The 14878-nt window shown below is 66.4% G+C and carries 16 protein-coding genes; 12 read left to right on the forward strand and 4 right to left on the reverse strand.

The genetic code is table 11. The features are described from left to right. Positions 1 to 2: 2 nt before the first annotated feature. The 4 genes from H7J86_RS28355 to H7J86_RS28370 form a co-directional block, all read right to left on the reverse strand. The gene (locus tag H7J86_RS28355; protein WP_267295006.1) at positions 3 to 1379 is read right to left on the reverse strand and encodes a hypothetical protein; all 1377 of its coding nucleotides are present in this window, start codon (positions 1377 to 1379) and stop codon (positions 3 to 5) included. 439 nt (positions 1380 to 1818) lie between these two features. Further along, positions 1819 to 2445 carry a hypothetical protein gene (locus H7J86_RS28360; protein WP_267295008.1) on the reverse strand — a complete coding sequence of 209 codons (627 nt, stop codon included), beginning with the start codon at positions 2443 to 2445 and terminating at the stop codon, positions 1819 to 1821. A 70-nt stretch (positions 2446 to 2515) separates the two neighbouring features. Next, complete coding sequence (locus H7J86_RS28365) at positions 2516 to 3178, reverse strand: MspA family porin (RefSeq protein WP_090360485.1); 663 nt, start codon at positions 3176 to 3178, stop codon at positions 2516 to 2518. Positions 3179 to 3206: 28 nt separating this feature from the next. Further along, positions 3207 to 3899: an MspA family porin gene (locus H7J86_RS28370; RefSeq protein ID WP_187098326.1), complete on the reverse strand. Its 693-nt coding sequence runs from the start codon at positions 3897 to 3899 to the stop codon at positions 3207 to 3209. A 355-nt stretch (positions 3900 to 4254) separates the two neighbouring features. Between H7J86_RS28370 and H7J86_RS28375 the strand changes: the two genes are divergently transcribed. The 12 genes from H7J86_RS28375 (at position 4255) to H7J86_RS28430 (ending at position 14874) form a co-directional block, all read left to right on the forward strand. After that, positions 4255 to 4803: an Rv2240c family protein gene (locus H7J86_RS28375; RefSeq protein ID WP_235632945.1), complete on the forward strand. Its 549-nt coding sequence runs from the start codon at positions 4255 to 4257 to the stop codon at positions 4801 to 4803. 4 nt (positions 4804 to 4807) lie between these two features. After that, entirely contained in the window at positions 4808 to 5491 is a 684-nt protein-coding gene (locus tag H7J86_RS28380) for a sensor domain-containing protein (RefSeq protein WP_267295010.1), read from the forward strand. A 190-nt stretch (positions 5492 to 5681) separates the two neighbouring features. Then, positions 5682 to 7007 carry a preprotein translocase subunit SecY gene (secY, locus tag H7J86_RS28385; protein ID WP_090359813.1) on the forward strand — a complete coding sequence of 442 codons (1326 nt, stop codon included), beginning with the start codon at positions 5682 to 5684 and terminating at the stop codon, positions 7005 to 7007. After that, positions 7004 to 7549, forward strand: coding sequence for an adenylate kinase (locus H7J86_RS28390; RefSeq protein ID WP_090359810.1), 546 nt, complete (start codon positions 7004 to 7006; stop codon positions 7547 to 7549). The genes secY and H7J86_RS28390 overlap by 4 nt, the downstream gene beginning before the upstream one ends. 11 nt (positions 7550 to 7560) lie before the next feature. Beyond that, on the forward strand, positions 7561 to 8361 hold the full coding sequence (map, locus tag H7J86_RS28395; protein WP_267295012.1) for a type I methionyl aminopeptidase: 801 nt from the start codon (positions 7561 to 7563) through the stop codon (positions 8359 to 8361). Positions 8362 to 8560: 199 nt separating this feature from the next. Then, the gene (locus H7J86_RS28400) at positions 8561 to 9091 is read left to right on the forward strand and encodes a sigma-70 family RNA polymerase sigma factor (protein WP_090359805.1); all 531 of its coding nucleotides are present in this window, start codon (positions 8561 to 8563) and stop codon (positions 9089 to 9091) included. Then, a complete protein-coding gene (locus tag H7J86_RS28405; protein WP_267295014.1) occupies positions 9088 to 9816 on the forward strand; it encodes an anti-sigma factor family protein in 729 nt (242 codons plus the stop codon). The genes H7J86_RS28400 and H7J86_RS28405 overlap by 4 nt, the downstream gene beginning before the upstream one ends. A 70-nt stretch (positions 9817 to 9886) precedes the next feature. Further along, the gene (locus H7J86_RS28410) at positions 9887 to 11599 is read left to right on the forward strand and encodes a thiamine pyrophosphate-binding protein (RefSeq protein WP_267295016.1); all 1713 of its coding nucleotides are present in this window, start codon (positions 9887 to 9889) and stop codon (positions 11597 to 11599) included. Positions 11600 to 11603: 4 nt separating this feature from the next. Further along, complete coding sequence (locus tag H7J86_RS28415; protein ID WP_187099245.1) at positions 11604 to 12251, forward strand: SRPBCC family protein; 648 nt, start codon at positions 11604 to 11606, stop codon at positions 12249 to 12251. Positions 12252 to 12261: 10 nt separating this feature from the next. Then, a complete protein-coding gene (locus H7J86_RS28420; protein ID WP_090359800.1) occupies positions 12262 to 13281 on the forward strand; it encodes a 3-oxoacyl-ACP synthase III family protein in 1020 nt (339 codons plus the stop codon). Beyond that, entirely contained in the window at positions 13278 to 14396 is a 1119-nt protein-coding gene (locus H7J86_RS28425; RefSeq protein WP_267295018.1) for a pyridoxal phosphate-dependent aminotransferase, read from the forward strand. Before H7J86_RS28420 ends, H7J86_RS28425 begins: the two co-directional genes overlap by 4 nt. After that, positions 14371 to 14874: a MarR family transcriptional regulator gene (locus tag H7J86_RS28430; protein WP_167156923.1), complete on the forward strand. Its 504-nt coding sequence runs from the start codon at positions 14371 to 14373 to the stop codon at positions 14872 to 14874. The genes H7J86_RS28425 and H7J86_RS28430 overlap by 26 nt, the downstream gene beginning before the upstream one ends. Positions 14875 to 14878 lie beyond the last annotated feature (4 nt).

Below are 14878 nucleotides of genomic sequence, written 5' to 3' on the forward strand. Positions count from 1 at the left end.
AGTTACGCCGCAGCGCTGGAGCCGCCTGCCGAGGAAGCGGACGCCGAAGAGGACGCACCTTCCGAGCTTGCACCCTCGGGCTTGCGGTGCCGGCCGGCGCCGGTCGACGTCTTGGTCGTACCGGTGGACGCCGACGCGGTGGAGTCGGTGCCGTCATCCTGGCGAGCGTGCTTGCCGTAGGTTGAGCCCTTCTTGCCCGTGCCCTGCTTGCCGGTGGTGGAACCCTTGCCGTCGGTGGCGGACTTGTCCCCGGCCGTGTCGCCGGTCTTGTCACCGGCCGTATCGGTGGACGTCCCGGACTCCGAGCCGGCGGTATCGGTACCGGTGGTGTCCTTGGTCTCCGTCGAGGTCTTCTCGTCGGTGGGGGTCTTCACCTCGGTCGTGGTGTCCTTGACCTCGGTCGGATCCTTGACCTCGGTGGGATCCTTCACCTCGGTGGTGGTGTCCTTGGTCTCGGTGGTGTCCTTGACCTCGGTCGTGTCCGTGGCGTCGGTGCCGTCCTTGGTCTCCGTGCCGGACTTCGACGCCTCCTCGGCGGTCTTGCCCGTGCTGCCCGCAGTGGAGGGGGCGGCGGTCAGGGCCAGCGTCTGGACGCGCGAACTCGCGACGGGCGTCGCGGCGGCCACGGTCGCGGTGGCGCCGACCACACCGCTGATGACGCCCAGGTCGTAGGCGATGAGCTTGCCCGGCAGGGCGAAGACGTTCTTGATGGCCGTCACCTCGTCGGTGAAGGCCTTCGCCAGATCGGTCGGGATCGCGGCCCAGTCGCCGGTGTAGAGGTGACCCATCGCCGAGTTGAGGCCCTTGATGAACACCAGCAGCTGACCCACGGTGTTCACGGCCGTGTTGAAGTTCTGCAGCGGCAGCGAAAGGAGTGTGGCGATGCCGGTAACGGTGCTCCCCGCACTCGCAGTGGCGACAGCGGTGCCGGACTTCGCCGCGGTGGCGGCAGTCGCCGTGGCGCCGAACGCCCCGCCGATGACGGCGAGGTCGTAGGCGATCAGCTTGGCGGGCAGCGCGATGACGTTCTGGATCGCCTTCTGCTCATCGGTCCACGCCTGCAGGAGGTCTGCCGGGACGGAACCCCAAGCGCCCGTGTAAAGGTGGCCCATCGCCAGGTTGAGGCCCTTGACGAACACCAGCAGCTGACCGACCGTGTTGATCGTCGTGTTCAAGTTGTTCAGCGGCAGGCCGGCCACGGCGAGCAACTGGTCGATCGACGCCGTCAGCTCATAGGGCTGTTCGAGCGTGGACACGGTGCGGTGCTGAACGGCGGGCGCAGTGGCGGCCGCTGCGGCGTGCGGCGGAGCGGTAACCAACGATGCGGTGATGCAGAGTGAGCACACACCGGCCGTCAGTGAAGCGGACTTACGGTTCACAGCGGAAACTCCCTGGGTCTGGGTGAGTTTGACAGGCAGAAATTACCTTAGGAATTGCTAATCCACTACCCAGCAATGTCTTTAAATCAACTGGTATTGAAACCGCAGGTCCTCTACCTGCGGCTGAGGAAAAGCTCCCAGCGTGAGTTCTCCTAGAATTCACCGAAATCTCGCTGAGGAAGCCGTATTTCGCGCCGCGCGCGAGACCTTCCCTGCGTATCGCGCATGCCCGGTTCGGTGGAGTGGAGCCTGGGGTGCGAGCCGAGGGTTGCGGTCGCGCGAGCTTTGCCAAGGGTGAACTTCTCTGTAAATCAGTACATTTCGACACGGATGCCGTGGCTCTCCGCTGTAGGGGATTCTCGTGTCGACGACAAGAGGCCGCATCCCACAGGTCAAACCCGTTGGGATACGGCCTCTTTCGATACCATATGTGCGTGTATCAGCCCTGCGGTGCTGGAGCGGGGACTGGGGGAGCGCCGTCCGCGGGTGCCGGCGGGTCGGGCAGGTACTGGCCGAGGCCGGGCGGAATGTTGGTGCCGGGCGGGGGTGCGGTGCCCGGCAACGGTTCTCCGAGCTGCTGCTGCGGAAGCTGGCCGAGCAATCCGCCCCGTAGCCTGCCGTCGCGGTAGAGATCGATGTACCGGCCCAGCCACTCCCGGCGGCTCACATCGGCATGCTCTTCGCCGGGTGCAACGTCGAACTGTTCACACTTGCCGGGAGCCGACGGCACATCGCACTGCGGCAACCCATAGGCGTTGTTGAACGGGTTGAGGTTGGGTACTGCGCCGGGACCCGTACCGGGAGCTGCCGGCGCCGGCAGTTGACCGAGAACGGTGTTGCGGTCCAGCCCGGAAAGATCCTGCGGAGCCCCGAGTGCGCCCGGGGCAGCCTGAGAGCCGTTCTGTGCCAAGATATTCCATCCCGACGGTCCGAGCGGTGCGCCTATCACCGGGACGTTCGGTGCGGGCGGAGGCGGCGCGGGGTCGCCGGGAACGGGCAGCGGATCCGGTGGCAGCGGGTCCGCAACGGCGGCCGCCGGGAAGGCGACCGCCGCTGCCAGAGCCACTAAACCAGCTGCCGCCGCCACCGTAGAACGGTTGCGGGCGTAGCGATCTGGTGTGGAAGCCATGCCGATGTCAGACAGACTTGGTCACGCCGTAGTAGGCGACGATGTCATCGGTGTCCTCGGTTGAACTGGTCAGCGTGGCGTAGGAACGCAGGAACGACTGACCGACGCAACCGTCGACCTTGATATGGGTGTCCTTCAGGGTGACCCGCACCGGCGCCGCCTTGTATTCCTTCTTGTCGACGGCGACGTTGGAGACCGTGCCGGGCTTCGCGTGGATCTCGATGGTGCCCGAGATCGGGAACGACACACCGGTCGGGATCAGCCCGCCGGCCAGCGACGAACCGGAGGTGCTGACACCCACCGAGCCGATGAGACGGACCTGGCCCAGCTCGATACCGCAACCGATCTGGTAGCCGGCTTCCAGCGTTCCGCCCTTGAGGGTGGTCTTGCCCTTGCCCGTGACGGTACCGGTGAAGGTTCCGCCGACCAGGTACTCGCGCGAGGAGACGGCAGTGGTCAGCGGCGCGACCGGCAGTTGCGTCTCATCCTTGGCCACCACGGTGAGCACCCAGCCGTCCGGGGTGGTGACGATGCCGGGTTCGGCAGAGGCGACCACACCGTTGTCCGGCGGCGGTCCGGCGTCATCGACCGGCGGATCGGCCAGGGCGATCGGCGCCGTCGCAAGCGGCAGCGCCATGCAAGCGGCAACTGTGGCAATACGCTTCAACATTTTTTCTTCCGTTCCGGTGCGCATGTGGTCAGACGGCCTTGGTGACGCCGAGGTAGGTGACGACGTCGTCGGTGTTGTCGGTCGAGCTGGTCAGCGTCGCGTACGAGCGGATGAACGACTGGCCGGCGCACTGGTCGGTCTTGATCCGGACGCCGGTGATCGTGACGCGAGTCGTGGTGCCCTTGAACTTCTTCTTGTCGATGGCAACCGTCGTCACCGTGCCGGGCTTCAGGTAGACCTTGCCCTGGAGGGAAACGCCGAAACCGGCGCTGACGTCGTTGGTGAACGGAATCTTGATGCCGGGGCTGAAGCTGGCGCCGGGGTTGATCTCCACTTCATCGGAGACGATGCCGCAACCGATCTGCTCGCCGGCCTCAAGCGACCCGCCGGTCAGCTTGGTCTTGCCGCCACCGGTGATCTTGCCGGTGAAGGTGCCGGCGACCAGGTATTCGCGCGAGGAGACGGCGGTGGTCAGCGGAGCCACCGGCAGCTGGGTCTCGTTGCTGCCGACCACCTCGAGGTGCCAGCCGTCCGGAGTGTTCAGGACGCCCGGAGCCGCAGAGGCAACATCACCTTCGGGCGGAAGGGGATTGGTGGGATCGAGCGGGGTGATGGCTGAATCGGGGTTGGCGGGGGGCGGTGGCGGGTCGGCCTGTGCGAGAGGCGCAGTCGCAACCGGCACCAGCACGCAGGCAGCCAGAGCGGCAAGATGTTTGTACATGGTGGTGATATCGCCCTCTCATATTCGGAATACCGAAGGTCGAACGGTTATGTAACGGATACGTCGCGTCGGAGCCTCTAATGGCGGGGTTTCCGGACGGTGAACGGAGGGGAAATTGTTCACGCCCTGTTCCCGTCTAGTGCGCGTCTTCGAGCTGGGCTTCTTTCCGGAATCACATTCGGGCCCAATGAATTCCACAGGGGGATGCAAACGAATGGACGGCAGCCGGAAACCAGCCGTTGGTGGTTCGTTCACGGTTTGGACACCTGATGAATGGACCGTGATGCGCATTGCAGTCTCGGCGCCGATCTCCAAACCGGACCGCGCGAGACCGACATTGTTTGGAGGAAGCGCCTTGAAGTCACCTCGGCTGAACGAGAAGGCCCGGAAAGCCGGAGTCGTGTCGCTCATCGCACTCGGGATGGGTCTGGCGAGCGCCACGCCGGCGTACGCCGATGACCTCGACGCCGATCCGGCGCCGGCACCGGTGCAGGCTGCGCAGGTACAGGTCGGTGCCATCACATCGGAGGGGGCCAACCCGGCCGCCGTCGCCGCGTGCGCACAGTTCGCTCAGGTGCTCGACGGTTCCGCGCAGTACTACGGAGACTTCGCCGACTCCCTGGAAGGCTCCGGCTACAGCGATCCGGCAGTGGCGAGCAGCAACTCGACCGGGCGGACCGCGTTGCGCGAGGCCGCCGGAATCTCGATGGACGCGGCGAACACCCCGGGCCTGCCACCGGATATCTCCGACCCGATGCGCACGTGGTCGCTCGGCGCCACCAAGCTGCTGGTCAAGATGGGACTGCGCATTCCCGGTGACAGCTTGAACGGCACCGCCACCGAGATGAACAATCAGGCGACCCGCGTACAGGAAGCCTGCGCTGCGGCCGGGACGCACGCCTGACCCGGTGAGGATCATTGCTATCGGGGCGCTCGCGCTCAGCCTCGCGTTGGCCGGCTGCTCGGACGGGTCAGCCTCGGACCCCGCGAAACCGCCCAAATCGGTGCCGGACTCGGCGCTGCCCGGACTGCTGCTCAGCGCCAAGGATGTCGACACCGTCGTGGGCGTCACCGGCATGACGCCGCAGAACCCGGTGGATGTGATGGGTGACCATCGCAACCTGTTGTCGAATCTGAACTGCCTCGGGGTGTGGCAGGTGAACGAAGCCCCCATCTACGACCCGAGCCACTACAAGACGCTGCGCCAGCAAATGCTCCGGACACCCAACACGGATCAGTGGGACAGCCTGGTGGTGCAGTCGGCGGTGACGTACCGGACTGCCGATGCCGCGCGGGCATTTTTCGACGATTCGGCGGACCGGTGGTCCAAGTGCACCAATCACACGATCAACATCAGGGTCAACGGACAGGCGCTGCCGAAGTGGGTGAGCGGTAACCTCGCCAAGACCGACACCCTGTTGTCGATGCCGTACACCCGTGGCGCCGACAGCCAGACCAGGTCGTGTCAGCGGGCGCTGGCACTGGCGGCCAACGTGATCCTCGACATCCAGGCCTGCAAACCTGCGCAGCAGGAGCCGATCAGTGCGGCGGTCGATATCGCCGACAAGATCGAATCGAAGATGCCCCGATGACGGGGTATGCCGGGAGCCGGTTTCCCCGGCGGGGCGCCGGCGTGCGACTGTTACTCTCGTAGACTGTTTGACGCGCGACTGTGCAGGCTGGGAGCAGCTGATCGGGGCACCGCGCACGACTTGACCAAACGCTGGACCAACCAGCCCCATTGGCACGCCGCGACAAGTGCTCGGCTGCGCAGGAGGAAGAGTGCTTTCGGCTTTCATATCGTCACTGCGGACGGCCGACCTCAGGCGCAAGATTCTGTTCACGCTTGCGATCGTGATCCTGTACCGCGTTGGCGCGTCCATCCCGTCGCCAGGTGTCAACTACCCGAACGTGCAGAAGTGCATCGAGCAGGTCAGCGGCGGCGACTCGGCGCAGATCTACTCCCTGATCAACCTGTTCTCCGGTGGTGCGTTGCTGCAGCTGACGGTGTTCGCCGTCGGCGTGATGCCCTACATCACGGCCAGCATCATCGTGCAGCTGCTGACGGTGGTGATCCCGCGCTTCGAACAGCTGCGCAAAGAAGGCCAGGCGGGCCAAGCCAAGATGACGCAGTACACGCGTTATCTGGCGGTCGCCCTGGCGATCCTGCAGGGCACCAGCATCGTGGCGCTGGCCGCCAACGGTGGCCTGTTGCAGGGCTGCAACCTCGACATCATCGATGACACGTCGATCTTCGGCTTGATCGTCATCGTGCTGGTGCTCACGGCCGGTGCCTCCCTCGTCATGTGGATGGGTGAGCTGGTCACCGAGCGCGGTATCGGCAACGGCATGTCGCTGCTGATCTTCGCCGGTATCGCCGCCCGCATCCCGTCCGAGGGCAAGACCATCCTGGACAGCCGCGGCGGGATCGTCTTCGCCGCGGTCTGCGTGGCCGCGCTGGCGATCATCGTCGGCGTCGTGTTCGTCGAGCAGGGACAGCGCCGTATCCCGGTGCAGTACGCCAAGCGCATGGTCGGCCGCCGCATGTACGGCGGGACCTCGACCTATCTGCCGTTGAAGGTCAACCAGGCCGGCGTCATCCCGGTGATCTTCGCGTCCTCGCTGATCTACATCCCGCACCTGATCACCCAGCTGATCCAGAGCGGCCGGTCGGGCCCCAGCAACGGCTGGTGGGATCAGTTCGTCGCCAACTACCTGACCAACCCGGCGGACCCGGTCTACATCGCGATTTACTTCGGCCTGATCATCTTCTTCACCTACTTCTACGTCTCCATCACGTTCAACCCCGACGAGCGGGCGGACGAGATGAAGAAGTTCGGTGGCTTCATCCCAGGCATCCGGCCGGGCAAGCCGACTGCGGACTACCTGCGCTACGTGCTGAGCCGTATTACTCTTCCGGGATCGATCTACCTCGGTGTGATCGCCGTGCTGCCCAACCTGTTCCTGGAGATCGGTAACTCCGGATCAGTGCAGAACCTGCCGTTTGGCGGTACGGCCGTGCTGATCATGATCGGTGTCGGCCTCGACACGGTCAAACAGATCGAGAGCCAGCTCATGCAGCGCAACTACGAAGGGTTCCTGAAGTGAGAATCGTTTTGCTCGGCCCGCCGGGCGCCGGAAAAGGCACACAGGCAGAGAAGCTGGCCGAGAAGCTCGGGATCCCGCAGATTTCCACCGGCGACCTGTTTCGCTACAACATCAGCAACGGCACCCCGCTGGGGCTGGAAGCGAAGAAGTACCTGGACGCGGGCGACCTGGTCCCCGCCACACTGACCAACGCGCTGGTCGACGACCGTATCGACGCCGAGGACGCGGCCGACGGTTTCATCCTCGACGGCTTCCCGCGCTCGGTGGAACAGGCCGAGGCGCTCAAGGACATGCTGGCCAAGCGCGGGCTGACGCTCGACGCGGTGGTGGAGTTCCGGGTGCCCGAGGACGAGCTGGTCGAGCGTCTCAAGGGCCGTGGCCGCGCCGATGACACCGAAGACGTCATCCGCAACCGCTTCAAGGTGTACCGCGACGAGACGGCACCGCTGCTGGACTACTACGCCGGTGAACTGAAGACGGTCGACGCCGTGGGTTCCCTGGACGAGGTGTTCGCGCGGGCGCTGCACGCGCTCGGCCGCTGAAGTAGGCGCTCATGATCTCGGTGCCGGGACGGCGTAAGACCATTCCCCAGCGCAGTGCGGGCGAACTGGACGCCATGGCAGCCGCCGGCGCATTGGTGGCGGCGGCTCTGCAGGCGGTGCAGCGGGCCGCTGCACCAGGGGTGTCCACCGGCGAACTGGACCGCATCGCCGAATCGGTGATCCGCGATGGCGGCGGAGTGCCGTCCTTCCTGGGCTACCACGGGTATCCGGCGACCGTCTGCGCGTCGGTGAACGACCGCGTCGTGCACGGTATCCCGTCCGACGACGAGGTGCTGGCCGACGGTGACCTGGTGTCCATCGACTGCGGGGCGATCCTGGAGAAGTGGCACGGCGACTCCGCGGTCACCTTCGGGGTCGGCACCTTGATCGAGGCCGACGAACTGCTATCGGAAGCCACCAGGCTGTCGATGGAAGCCGGGATCGCCGCCATGGTGCCCGGCAACCGGCTCACCGACGTCTCACACGCCATCGAGACCGGAACCCACGCCGCAGAGGCGCGCCATGACCGCAAGTACGGCATCGTCGCCGGCTACGGCGGCCACGGTATCGGTCGAGAGATGCACATGGACCCCTTCCTGCCCAATGAGGGCGCACCCGGGCGTGGCCCGTACCTGGCCGTCGGCTCTGTGCTGGCGATCGAGCCGATGCTCACGCTCGGAACCGCCAAGACCAAGATCCTCGATGACGAATGGACCGTCGTCACCACCGATGGTTCCCGCGCCGCGCACTGGGAGCACACCGTCGCGGTCACCGAGGACGGGCCACGGATCCTCACCCTTCTGCCCGCCTGATCCCGTGCTCGCTTCGCTCCTGCCCGCCGGATCGATTCCCCGGGTCGCTGCGCTCCTGCCCGCCGGATCGATTCCCCGGGTCGCTTCGCTCCCGCCCGCCGGATCGATTCCCCGGGTCGCTTCGCTCCCGCCCGCCGGGGCAAACATTTCCGGTTGAACCGGATGACTGCCGGCGTCGTGTAAGGGGTGGAGGTTGGGAGTGGACGATCCGGAGGCCGCGATGATGCGGGTGCTGTATGACGAGCACGCCGGCGCGTTGTGGCGGTATGCCCTGCGATTGACGGGCGATGCCGCCCGCGCCGAAGACGTGGTGCAAGAGACGCTGCTGCGCGCGTGGCGGCATCCCGAAGTGACGACGGACCCGGACCGACCGGTACGTCCCTGGTTGTACACGGTCGCGCGTAATCTCGTCATCGACGACCGGAGAAGCGCCCGTTTCCGTAACGAAACCGACACCCCCGATATGGAAACGGTCGCCGACAACCATTCGAGAGCCGCTGCCGGCCCCGACGAAGTGGATTCTGCGCTGGACCGCCTACTGATCAGCACCGCGCTGAGCGAACTGTCCGAGGACCATCGCGCGGTCATCAAGCGTGCGTACTACCAGGGTATGAGCACCGCCCAGATCGCTGCCGATCTGCAGATCGCCGAGGGCACCGTGAAATCGCGGCTGCACTACGCGGTCCGGGCACTACGCCTCAATCTGCAGGAAATGGGGGTGACGCGATGACCGGGAACGAGTCGATCTCCGACGGAGATCAGTACACCACCTGGGACGCCTCCTACGTGCTGGGCGCGCTGTCCCCGGCCGAACGCCGCGAGTACGAGGCGCACCTGCCGACCTGCGCGCAGTGCCGCGCCGCGGTGGCCGAACTGACCGGGATGCCGGCCTTGCTGGCCATGGTCGACCTCGCCGATGTCGAGGCGATGGACGATGCTGACTCGGTGCGGGAGCCGGAGCCGCCGTTACGCCCCGAATTGCGCGAGCAGGTGGTCGAACAGGTGCGCTGGCGCAGGCGGCGTTCGCGGTGGCTGACCTCGGCTGCGGTGGGCCTGGCGGCCGCACTGCTGGCGGTGGGCGTCGTGGTGGCCGTTCGTCCCGACGTGTTCGGCATCCAGCAGGAGACCCAGCAGGCGGCGCCGTCGTTGGAGATGAACAAGGTCAACCCCACGACCATCGCCGCGAGCATCTCGATGTCCGAGTACAGCTGGGGCACGCGGATCGATATGGCGTGCAGCTACGGCGACTGGGGCCAACGGGACAACAAGCCGCAGAACCTGGGAATGGTGGTGGTGGGCAAGGACGGCAGTCGCGACCAGATCGCGACCTGGCTCGGATTGTCCGGTGCGACCGCCCTACCCAGCGGAAACACTCCGCGGCCCATGAAGGAAATCGCTGCTGTGCAACTAGTTTCGGCAGACGACGGAAAGGTCCTGCTCGAAAAGAACCTGTGAATCGGTCCCGCGGGTGAACCCGATCCCGACCGGAACCGTGTCACCTGCAGAACGAGAAAGCAGGTGAGCAGTGTCCAACGGACAGACCAGCAGGCGCCGGGTGGTCGACCATATCGTCGACCGCCTCGCGGCACATGGGGTGCGGCATATCTTCGGCGTCGACGGCGCGAATATCGAGGACCTCTACGACGCGGCACATTTCCGTGCCGACCTCACCGCCGTGCTGGCCAAGCACGAGTTCTCGGCCGCCACCATGGCCGACGGATACCGGCGCTCAGGTGCGCCGCTCGGGGTGGTGGCCGCCACGTCAGGGGGAGGTTCCCTCAATCTCATTGCCGCACTGGGGGAGTCGTTGGCCAGCAGGGTGCCGGTACTGGCCCTGGTGGGACAGCCGCCGACGGCGATGGACGGCCGCGGATCGTTCCAGGACACCAGCGGGCTGGGAGGGTCGCTGGACGCCGAAGCCTTGTTCTCGGCGGTGTCGGTGTACTGCCGGCGGGTGGTGGATCCGGCCCTGATCGAGACTGCGTTGAGCGAGGCGCTGGCCGCCTCCCACCGCGGCCCGGCCGTGTTGCTGCTGCCGAAAGATGTACAGCAAGGCATCTTTGAGGGTGCCGCCGGCGCCGGACTGCCGCTCGCCGTTCCGATCGGTGACCCGGACCCGATCGCAGAGCAACTGCGCCGGGTGCGTGGCCCCGTGACGATCATCGCCGGTGAACAGGTGGCCCGTGACGATGCCCGCGATGAATTGGAGCGGCTTCGGGCCATTCTGCGGGCTCGGGTGGCCACCGTGCCCGATGCCAAGGACGTCAGCGGTGCTCCCGGCCTGGGATCATCGTCGGCACTGGGGGTGACAGGTGTGATGGGTCACCCGGGGGTGGCCGAAGCGCTGACCGCCAGTGGCGTCTGCCTGCTGGTGGGCACCCGCCTGCCGGCCACCGCGCGCGCGGGGCTGGATGCCGCGCTGGCGGCACTGCCGGTGTTGTCGCTGGGGGCGGAGCCGCCCTACCTGTCGAGTCTGCATGTGCACACCGACGACCTGCGCCGGTCGCTGACGATGCTCAACGCCGCCCTGTCCGGGTCAGGTCGGGTCGGGTCAGGTCCCCAGTCGCTACGATCCTGCCCGCCGGACGGAGTGACGGTGCCGGACAGGATCCCGTACACCGAGCTCACCCCACCCGTCCACGAGGGCAACGGAATTCGGTATCGGGCCGCGATGGCCGCGCTAGACGCGGCGTTGCCGGACGGTACCGATATCGTCGTCGACGCCGGGAACACCGGAGCGTCGGCCATCCACTACCTGCCGGTACGCCGCGGTGGACGGTTCGTGGTGGCGCTCGGGATGGGCGGGATGGGCTACAGCTTCGGCGCCGGTATCGGAATGTGCTTCGCCAGAGGCCACCGGACGGTCATCATCGCCGGCGACGGTTCGTTCTTCATGCACGGTATGGAACTGCACACCGCCATCCAGTATCGGCTGCCGGTCACCGTCGTCCTGTTCAACAACAACGCCCACGCCATGTGCGTGACCCGCGAGCAGCTGTTCTACCGGGACCTCTACAGCTACAACAGATTTACGCCCAGCAAGCTCGGCGCCGGCCTGGCGGCGATGTTCCCGGGCCTGCCCGCCGTCGACGTCGCCGAGATCGGCGCGTTACCCCACGCCCTGCAGACCGCCCTCGACGAGGAGGGACCGTCGGTCGTCAGCATCGAATGTTCTGCCGATGAAATTCCACCGTTCGCACCGTTTCTGGAGACCAAGGAGGCCCACGTTCATGTCTAAGCCCATAGCGTTGCCCGCACTTGCCGATATCGCCGCCCCGATCGAGGGAGTCGTCCGCATCGAGACGTCACCTCGTGAACAGGCCACACCGATCATCATGGAGATGATGCGGTCGGTGTATCCGCACGACCAGGTATTCGGTGAGTTCTGCACCGTCAACAGCTATATCGATTGTCCGCCAAGGGAACTCTACGAGTATCTGGCCGACACCCGGAGCCTGGAGGAGTGGACCTACAGTCTGCGCGGATTCACCCCCACCGAAGAGCCGGACCTCTGGCTGGCCTATGACCGGCTGGGGTCGGAGACCGAGATCTACACCCGCACCGTCGCCAATCCCGATGCGATGACCGTCGATTACCACTGTGCCTGGGACCAGGGCCACCACCTGTGGATGATCTACCTGATGCGTGTGGTGGACGCGCAGGTCGTGCTCAACAAGCCTGGCTCGGTGGTGCTGTGGACCAACTGCCACCACCCGTTCTACGACGAGAATCCCTACCCCGAGGCGGCACCCCCGGAACGGCCGGTGTGGGTGGGCGACTTCTGGGACATGTTCGGCGCCGGCCACGAACTGGAGCTGCGCAATCTGAAGGCCATCGCCGAGTACCGGCACCACAACGGCCTGCCCATCACCCCGGACTGGATGAAGTGAGGTGTCTTCGATGACCGGAACCGCTGCTGTCAGCCTGCTGGACGTCTCGACCTATCTGCCCGGTGAACCCATCGGGGCCGAGTATTACGCGAAGTTCGCCGATTCCGATGATCTGCGTGACAACCTGATGTTCCGGGCACCGAGATACCGGCATCACGTGGCACCGGACGAGACTGCCACCGACATGATCGAGCGGGCCGCCGCCGGCCTGATCGAGCGGCACGGCGCCGATGTGCTGTCCGATGTCGATGTGCTCATCACACACACGCAGCTGCCCGATATGCCGTTCTACGGTGGCGGTGGGGCCATTGCCCACCGTCTCGGGATGAAGCCGGGTTGGGTGGTCGACCTGCACAACGGCGGCTGCGCGGCGTTCGTGCTCGGGCTCAAGATGGCGCGCAGCCTGCTGGCCTCGGGTGAGGGGCGCACCGCGCTGATCGCCGTCGCGCAGAACGCCGCGGGCCAGATCTTCGAGCAGGAGACGGTGCGGCGCAAGGCCCAGGCATCGGTACCGGGCGACGGCGCGGCCGTCGGCCTGGTGACGTTGTCGGACTCGTCGCCGATCCTGGATGTGGAATGCCGCACCTACGGTGAGTTCGCCGGGGATATGACCATCGCCGTCGACCCGCCGCGCAAATGGTGGGCCGCCGGTCCGGGTGAGGGCTGCATCGGCTTCACCGAGTCGAAGATCACGAAGGTGCTGGCCCGCGGCAACCGCCAGGTGCCCGAGGTGTCCTATGCGGTGTGCGACCGAATCGGGGTGGCGCCAAAGGATATCGACCTGCTGGTCACCAATCAGCCCAACCGTGCGTTCCTGCGCAACTGGCGTGACGCACTGGAACTGCCCAAGGAGCGTCACGTCGACACCTTCGAGGACTGCGGAAACCTGTTCGCCGCGGGGATCCCGATCAACTTCGACCGCGCGATCACCGACGGCCGAGTCAAAGCCGGTGACACGGTGCTGATGGCGGCCTTCGCGCACGCCGGGGATTTCGCCGGCGCGGCCGCGGTGCGCTGGGGCGGACGATGAGCATCCCGGCCGGTGCGCTGACCGACGTGGTCGAAACCCTCCCCGATGCGCGGGATCCGTTGGCGTTGTCGCTGAACGAGAATCCTTTCCCGCCACTGCCTTCGGTGCATTCGGCGTTGGTGGCCTGCATCGGTTCGGCCAACCGTTACCCGGAGTTCCTGCCGCAGCGGCTGCGCACCTTGATCGCCGATCATCTCGGGGTCGACGACGGGCAGGTGGTGATCGGGACCGGTGCCACCGGCGTGATCATGCAGGTTCTGCAGGCCTTCACCGCGCCCGGCGACGCGGTGGTGATGGCGACTCCGACGTTCGACGGCTATCCGATCTTCGCGCAGATCGCCCGTCTGCGGTCGATCACCGTGCCGTTGGACCCGCATGGTCACCACGATCTGGACGCGATGGCCGCTGCGGCCCGTTCCGCTCGGGTGGTGGTGGTATGCCGTCCGCACAACCCGACCGGCACCGTCGAGTCCGCCGCGCAGATCCATCGCTTCCTGGACCGGGTGCCGGCCGACACCGTCGTCGTGCTCGACGAAGCCTATGTCGAGTTCCTCGGTGCGGGCGAACGGCTGGATACCCGCGGGCTGGTGCAGCAGTACCCGAATGTCGTTGTGGTACGCACCTTCTCGAAGGCCTACGGGTTGGCTGGGTTGCGAATCGGCTATGGGTTCTGCAGCCCGGATCTGGCCCGGCGGCTGTGGACCATGCAGCTGCCGTTCGGAGTGGGACTGACGGGGCTGGTCGCGGTGGCGGCGTGCTACGACGCGGAAGACGAGATGCGGCAGCGTATCCGGATCATCACCGCCCAGCGCCGGCTGTTGAGCGCCCGGTTGCGCGCCGTCGGCATCTACAGCACCGACGCGCACGCCAACTTCGTCTACCTGCCCGCACCCGGGGGAGACCGGGCGGTCTGGCGGCAGGTGTTCGACGGGGCCGGCCCGCGCGTGCGGCACTACGGTGACGGGGGTGTCCGCATCACCATCGGTGTGCGCCAGTCGACCCGGGCGGTGCTCTCGGCGGTCGCCGCATATCGCGACCGCACACGGGGCGAATCCGCGCTCGCGGGCACGGATGCGGTAAGAACAGGGGATGCCCCCACAACCTGGCAGACCTGACCCGATCGCCCAGGCCCGTGCCAACTGGGAACGCGCGGGCTGGGGCGATGTGGCCGACGGGATGGTGGCGATCACCTCGGTGATGCGGGCGCACCAGATCATGCTGGCCCGGGTGGAGACCGCGCTGCGGCCCTACGATCTGAGTTTCTCGCGGTTCGAGCTGCTGCGGTTGCTGGCCTTCAGCAGCAGCGGCGCGCTGCCCATCACCAAGGCATCGGACCGGTTGCAGCTGCACGTCACCAGCGTCACCCACGCCATCCGGCGGCTGGAGGCCGACGGTCTGGTGGAACGGATACCGCATCCGACGGACGGCCGCACCACGCTGGTGCGGGTGACCGATCTGGGCCGGTCCACGGTCGAGGACGCCACCGAGACGCTGAACAAGGAAGTCTTCGCCGATATCGGGATGTCGGCAGCGGACTCTCGGGCGCTCACCACGGCCATCGAAACCCTGCGCCGGCACGCCGGCGACTTCTGACGGC

Origin of the sequence: Mycobacterium hackensackense (genome assembly GCF_025822555.1) — a bacterium.
GTDB lineage: Bacteria > Actinomycetota > Actinomycetes > Mycobacteriales > Mycobacteriaceae > Mycobacterium > Mycobacterium fluoranthenivorans.

What these genes read in the sequence shown, in the direction of transcription:
- H7J86_RS28365 (WP_090360485.1), bottom strand. Translation starts at nt 3,178, where the DNA reads ATGTTGAAGCGTATTGCCACAGTTGCCGCTTGCATGGCGCTGCCGCTT.
- H7J86_RS28370 (WP_187098326.1), bottom strand. Translation starts at nt 3,899, where the DNA reads ATGTACAAACATCTTGCCGCTCTGGCTGCCTGCGTGCTGGTGCCGGTT.
- map (WP_267295012.1), top strand. Translation starts at nt 7,561, where the DNA reads ATGATCTCGGTGCCGGGACGGCGTAAGACCATTCCCCAGCGCAGTGCG.
- H7J86_RS28405 (WP_267295014.1), top strand. Translation starts at nt 9,088, where the DNA reads ATGACCGGGAACGAGTCGATCTCCGACGGAGATCAGTACACCACCTGG.
- H7J86_RS28420 (WP_090359800.1), top strand. Translation starts at nt 12,262, where the DNA reads ATGACCGGAACCGCTGCTGTCAGCCTGCTGGACGTCTCGACCTATCTG.
- H7J86_RS28425 (WP_267295018.1), top strand. Translation starts at nt 13,278, where the DNA reads ATGAGCATCCCGGCCGGTGCGCTGACCGACGTGGTCGAAACCCTCCCC.
- H7J86_RS28430 (WP_167156923.1), top strand. Translation starts at nt 14,371, where the DNA reads ATGCCCCCACAACCTGGCAGACCTGACCCGATCGCCCAGGCCCGTGCC.